The sequence below is a fragment of the Pseudomonas sp. PA15(2017) genome (assembly GCF_001945395.1).
Taxonomy (GTDB): domain Bacteria; phylum Pseudomonadota; class Gammaproteobacteria; order Pseudomonadales; family Pseudomonadaceae; genus Aquipseudomonas.
Map to the genome: position 1 here is coordinate 45,106 of NZ_MSXV01000051.1, position 6,791 is coordinate 51,896.

The window sequence follows — 6,791 nt, forward strand, 5'->3', positions numbered from 1 at the left end:
TAAGTTGCTGTCCCAGCAGAATCTTGCGGTTCGCGTGCAAGGCGTGCTCGGCAACCTGGCCGGGCTGATCAGCGCCAATGGTCTGGACCTGGCAGCCCTGCGTCTGGAAAACACCGATGGCCGCATCGCAAGCCGAGGTGATCTGCTGGCCCACACCGACAGCCTGAGCCAGGTTGGCGGCGAACTGGTCGCCGAGGCCGTCTTGCGCTTGCAAGGTGCCAGCCTGGATAACCGCGAGGGGTTGATCGCCGCCAATGGTGACCTCGAGCTCACCGCAGCGCAGCTGGATAACCGCGGCGGCGAGCTGTCCAGCCAGAAACAGGCCACGTTGCGCGTCGAGCAACTGGACAACAGCGACGGCCAACTGCTGGCCGCACACCTGGATGTGACCGCCGAGCGCCTGCTCAACCGTGATAACGGCCTGGTCTATGGCTGGGACAGCAACCGCCTGCGCGGCAGCCACCTGGATAACCGGTCGGGCACACTGCACAGTGACAGGCTGCTCGACATCCTGCTCATCAGCCAAGCTGGCGATAGCAGGCGTGACGGGGCATTGCTCAATGGTGCGGGTCTGATTGGCAGCGACGGCAACCTGACGTTGCGTGCCGAAACCCTGGATAACGACACGGGGCGGATTTCCAGCACTGCTCTGCTACAACTGGACACCCGCGCAGCGCTCACCAATCAGGGCGGCTCTATTCTGGGCGATGCCGATGTTTCGCTGCGCAGTGCGGGGCTGAGCAACCGGGACGGGCGCATTCAGTCGGCTGCCGGACTGAGCATCGACAGTGCCGACCTCGACAACGATGGCGGGCGCCTGATCGCCGCCGAGCGTCTCGACCTGACGGCCGGCCTGATCGACAACCGCTCCGGCAACATAGCCGCCGGCTCTGGCCTGCATCTCAGTGCCCGTGGCTTGCAGCAGCAGAGTGGCAAGTTGTTCAGTCAGGGTGAGTTGAGCCTCGACCTGCAAGGCGGCGCATTGAATAACGATGGCGGCCTGCTCAATGCCCCCGGCGCGTTGCTGCTCGCCAATCTGGGCACGGTGAGCAACCGCAGCGGAGAGATTTCCAGCCAACAGGGTTTCACCCTGGCGGCCAACAGCCTGGACAACGCGCAGGGCAAGCTGCTGTCCAGGCAGAGCCTGGCGGTTCGCGTGCAAGGCGTGCTCGCCAACCTGGCCGGGCTGATCAGCGCCAATGGCCTGGACCTGGCGGCCCTGCGCCTGGAAAACGCCGATGGCCGCATCGCCAGCCGGGGTGATCTGCTGGCCCACACCGACAGCCTCAGCCAGGTTGGCGGCGAACTGGTCGCCGAGGCTGCCTTGCGCCTGCAAGGTACCAGCCTGGATAACCGCGAGGGGTTGATCGCCGCCAATGGTGATCTCGAGATCACCGCCGCGCAGATGGATAACCGCGGCGGCGAGCTGTCCAGCCAGAACCAGGCCACGCTGCGCGCCGAGCAACTGGACAACAGCGGCGGCCAACTGCTCGCCGCGCACCTGGACGTGACCGCTGGGCGCCTGCTCAATCGTGATAACGGCCTGGTCTATGGCTGGGACAGCAATCGCTTGCGCACCCGCCACCTCGATAACGCAGCGGGTATTATCAGTAGCGACCATGTGCTCGATCTGGACGTGACCGCGCTGGCGGGCGTGCCCGTGGCTGACGGACAACTGCTCAATACCGGTGGCACGCTTTCCAGTGACGGCCGACTGGCCATCGTGTCTGGAGCCCTGAACAACCGGCAGGGCCGTATCGAAGGGCAGGGTGCGCTGAGCCTGGCCACGGACGATCTGGACAACCACACAGGGCGGATTGTCGGCCTGGATCGCCTGGGCCTGGTCGCAGGTCACATCGACAATACGTCCGGGCGGATTGCTGCCAGCGGCCCACTTGCGCTGCGTGCCAGCGGACTGCAGCAGCACAACGGCGAGTTGTTCGGTCAGGACAGCCTCAACCTCGATCTGCAAGGTGGCGCGTTGAACAACGACGGCGGCTTGCTCAACACCCCCGGTGCGTTGCTGCTCACCAACCTGGGTGCAGTCAGCAACCGCAGCGGGGAGATTTCCAGCCAACAGGGTTTCACCCTGGCGGCCAACGCCCTGGACAACGCGCAGGGCAAGCTGCTGTCCCAGCAGAACCTCGCGGTTCGCGTGCAAGGCGTGCTTGGCAACTTGGCCGGGCTGATCAGCGCCAATGGTCTGGATCTGGCGGCCCTGCGCCTGGAAAATACCGATGGCCGCATTGCCAGCCGGGGTGATCTGCTGGCCCACACCGACAGCCTCAGCCAGGTTGGCGGCGAACTGGTCGCCGAGGCTGCCTTGCGCCTGCAAGGTACCAGCCTGGATAACCGCGAGGGGTTGATCGCCGCCAATGGTGACCTCGAGATCACCGCCGCGCAGATGGATAACCGCGGCGGCGAGCTGTCCAGCCAGAACCAGGCCACGCTGCGCGTCGAGCAACTGGACAACAGCGGCGGCCAACTGCTCGCCGCGCACCTGGACGTGACCGCTGAGCGCCTGCTCAATCGTGACAAGGGTCTGGTCTATGGTTGGGACAGCAACCGCTTGCGCGGCAGCCACCTGGACAATACGAGTGGCACCCTGACCAGCGACACCTGGCTCGATGTCCAACTGGCCGCTGCAGCCGACGACACCGAGCGCGACGGCGGGCTGATCAACCATTCCGGGTTGCTGAGCAGCGAAGGTCGGCTGGACCTCACGGCCGAGCACATCGACAACCGCTCAGGCGACCTGTCCAGCGCTGCGGCCATTGCCGTCGTCAGCCATGGCCAGTTGCTCAACCAGGCAGGGCGCATGCGCACCGACGCCGGGCTCCTGCTGCGCAGCGCCGGTCTGGACAACCGTGATGGTCACCTGAGTGCTGCGGGTGCGTTCGACCTGGTGACCGGTGGCCTCGATAACGCACACGGCCGCCTGACCAGCAGCGCTGCGCTCACTGTCGACGCCGCACAGGTCGACAATACTGGTGGGCGCATCGCTGCCGCTGGTGCGCTGTCGCTAAAGGCCACGGGGCTGGCCCAGCAAGGTGGCGAACTGTTTAGCCGAGACCGCCTGACTGTCGACCTCCAGGGCGGCGCCTTGAGCAACGACGACGGATTCATCAATGCACCCGGTACCTTGCTGCTGCACGGCCTCGGGGCGGTAAGCAACCAGGGCGGGGAGATTTCCAGTCACCAGAGCTTCGCCCTGTCGGCCAGCAGCCTGGACAATACTCGCGGCAAATTGCTCACCGAGCAGCGCCTGAGCGTGACACTCGACGGGCAACTCGATAATCGGGGCGGCAGCCTGGCCGCCCACCAGCTAGCGCTTACCGCAGCGGCTCTGGACAACCGCGATGACGGCCTGCTGCGTAGCCGCGACACGCTGGAGGCGAGGCTCAGCGGCGCGCTGGCCAACCAGGGAGGAGCCCTGGTCGCCGAAGGTCGCCTCGATTTGCAGGCGGCGCAACTGGACAACAGCGCTGGGCAAGTGGCCAGTCGTGGCGATATCGATGCACAAATCGGTCGGCTCAACCAGGTTGGCGGCAAACTGCTTGCCGAGGGCAATCTAGCCGTGCGCGGCACCAGCCTGGACAACCGCCAGGGGCTGATCGCCGCCAACCACGCAGCCCAGCTGGCCGTAGATGTCGTGGACAACCGCGAAGGTGAGATATCGGCTGGCACGCACCTGACCAGCAACGGCCAGTACCTGGACAACAGCGATGGTGGTCGACTGCTGGCGGCGCACCTGAGTGTGGTTGCCGAACGCCTTCTGAACCGTGACCGAGGTCTACTGCTGGGGCGCATCAGCCAGCACACCGAGGCGGGCTTGCTGGACAACCGTGGCGGCACCCTGGCCAGTGACCAGGCCCTGAATGTAGCGCTTGGCAGCGTAGTGGGCGCCGCCGATGCCGATGGTCGGCTGCTCAATGACAGCGGCCTGCTGGTCAGTGAAGGCACCCTGACGCTGGTGGCCAACAGCGTCGACAACCGCAACGGCAAGCTGTCCAGTGCGGGCACGCTGGATGTCCGCTCGCATGGCCTGTGGCTCAACCAGGACGCACGCGTGGTGACGGAGGCCGGCCTGCTAATGCGCAGCACAGGCCTGGACAACAGCGGTGGGCAGATATCGGCCAGCGGCCCGCTCGAACTCACCACCGGCGACCTCGAGAACAACCAGGGGCGCCTGATCAGTAGCGCTGGCCTGAATCTTGGCGCGCAGCAGGTCGGTAACGTCGGTGGTCGCATCGCCGCCGCTGGGCCGCTGCTGCTGACTGCCAAGGGCCTGAGCCAAGCCGGAGGCGAGCTGTTCAGCCAGAGCCGCCTCACCCTCGACCTGCAGGGTGGTGTACTGGACAACGACGCAGGCCTTGTGCATGCACCCAACGAACTGCGTCTGGACAACCTTGGCGCGGTGAGCAACCGCGGCGGGGAAATCTCCAGTGCCCAGAGCTTCACCCTGGCAGCCGCACGCCTGGACAATGAGGGCGGGCGGTTGCTGTCCAATCAGCAACTGCACCTGCGCGTGCAAGCAGCGCTGTCCAACCTTCGTGGCCTGATCAGTGCCCAGCAAGTGCACCTGCGCAGTGCCAGCCTGGCCAATGCCGAGGGCAAGGTCTCGGCGCAACGCGATCTCGACCTTGGCGTCAGTGGCGTGCTCGATAACAGCGGTAATGGCCTTCTGCAGGCCGGCCAGGCGTTGCTGCTGACCGGCGGTCGGCTTGACAATCGCGGCGGCTACCTGCTCGCTGAGGGGGCTTTGCAGGCGCATGTCGAGCAGGAGGTGGACAACCGCTCCGCCGGTGTCGTCAATGCCCAGGGCGATCTGACCCTGGCAGCTGCCGCGTTGGACGCCAGCGAGGGAGGTGAAGTCTCGGCCAAGGGCGATATCACACTGAGCCTCGAAAGCCTGACTCAGCGCCGGGGCCGACTCGTCAGCGAGGGGGCGATACAGGTCGATCTGGCGGGCGGCAACCTGGACAACTACGCTGGCCTGATCGCCAGCAATGGCCCGCTCACCCTGGACAACCTCGGCGCACTGGACAACCGCAGCGGCGAACTCTCCAGCCTGGGCGTGCTGCATCTGGCCGCCAGCAGCCTGGACAACCAGGGCGGCCGATTGATTGCCCGGCACTGGTTACGCCTGGCCCTGGGCAGTACCGACAACCGCGCTGGCCTGCTTTCCGGCTGGCAAGGCCTGAGCCTGGCGGGCGTTAGCCTGGACAATCGCCAAGCAGGTACTCTCTCGAGCCGTGAGGGTGACCTCGACCTGCAGCTCAGCGGCTCGCTGCTCAATAGCGGCGAGGGCGCCCTGGTGGCCAGCGGACGGCTCGATACCCGTGCCGCCAACCTCGACAACCGCGAGCGTGGCGTCTTGTCGAGTGGTGGCGAACAGCGCCTTGTCATCACCCACACACTGGACAATAGCGGCGGGCAGATCGATGCAGGCCAAGCCTTGGTGGTTGGCAGTGGCGCATTGCTCAACGGCAGCGGATCGCTGCTCGCCCAGCAGGATCTGGTCCTCGAAGCCGATAGCCTGGACAACGCTGCAGGACGCATCAGCGCCGTCGGCGCCGCCAACCTGCACCTGCGCGGCAACTTGCACAACGTCGCCGGCCAACTGGCCAGCGCGGGCGATATGCTCGTCCACTCCGCCGCAGTGGACAACCGCAGCGGCACCCTGGCCAGCCAGACCCGCGCCAACCTGCAAACGACGACGTTCGACAACAGTGCCGGCGGCACTCTGGCGGCCAACGCACAACTCAGCCTTCAGGCCACGCAGGCCATCGATAACAGCGCCGATGGCCTGATCTACAGCCGCGATGCGAGCGTCGACCTGGCCACCGGCAGCTTGAACAACCAGGCCGGCGCCATTCAGGGGCACAGCCACCTGAACGTCAGCAGCCACGGCGACCTGCTCAACCAAGGCGGCACCCTGCAAAGCCTTAGTGGCAACCTCGTCCTCGAAGCCCTCAACCTCGACAACCGCCAGGGAACCGTCGCCAGCCTTGAGGGTTGGGTGCGCACCCGCCTGGGCGGCTGGCTGCACAATGGCAGCCTTGACCAGGGCGGGCTCATACAGGGCACGCACCTGGATTTGCAAGCCGCTGGCAGCCTGTTCAACGCCAGCGGCCGCATCCACGCCGTGGGCGGCGATGCCACCTTGCAGGCAGCGACCTTCGACAACCGGGAGGGCGTTCTGCATGCCCGCGGCAGCTTGCTGCTGCACGGCGGCGCGCTGAGTAACCTGGGCGGCAAAATCGGCGCCGCCGGCATCGACCTGCAGCACACCGCCGGGGCGGCACTGGACAACCGCCAGGGCCTGATAGAAAGCCGAGACGTACTGCGTGTCACAGGTGCCAGCCTGGACAACCAGGGTGGCCAGTTGCGAGCCCTGGGCACCGATGGCAGCACCTTCTTCGCCCTTGGTGGCCTGCTCGACAACCGCAACGGCACCCTGGAAACGGCCAACGCTCACCTCGACCTGCAGTTGGGCGCGCTGGCCAACCAGGGCGGTACCCTCTTGCACGCGGGCGCGGGTGCATTCTCCATTGCCCTGCCGCAGGTCAGCGCCGCGGGCGGGAGCATCGTTACCCAAGGCGAACTTAGCCTGAGGGCCGCCGACTGGACCAACAGCAGCACCTTGCAGGCCGGGCGACTGATTCTGGACATCGGCACCTTCACCCAGACCGCCAGCGGCCAACTGCTGGCCAGCCAGTCGCTGATCGGCACCGGCGGCAACTGGACCAACCACGGCCTGATCGCCAGCGACGGCACCCTAGACCTAC

The 6,791-nt window shown here is 66.1% G+C and carries 1 pseudogene; it reads left to right on the top strand.

Annotation, left to right across the window (positions count from 1 at the left end):
• A pseudogene (locus tag BVH03_RS26015) lies at nucleotides 1-6,791 on the top strand (heme utilization protein); the annotation flags it as partial.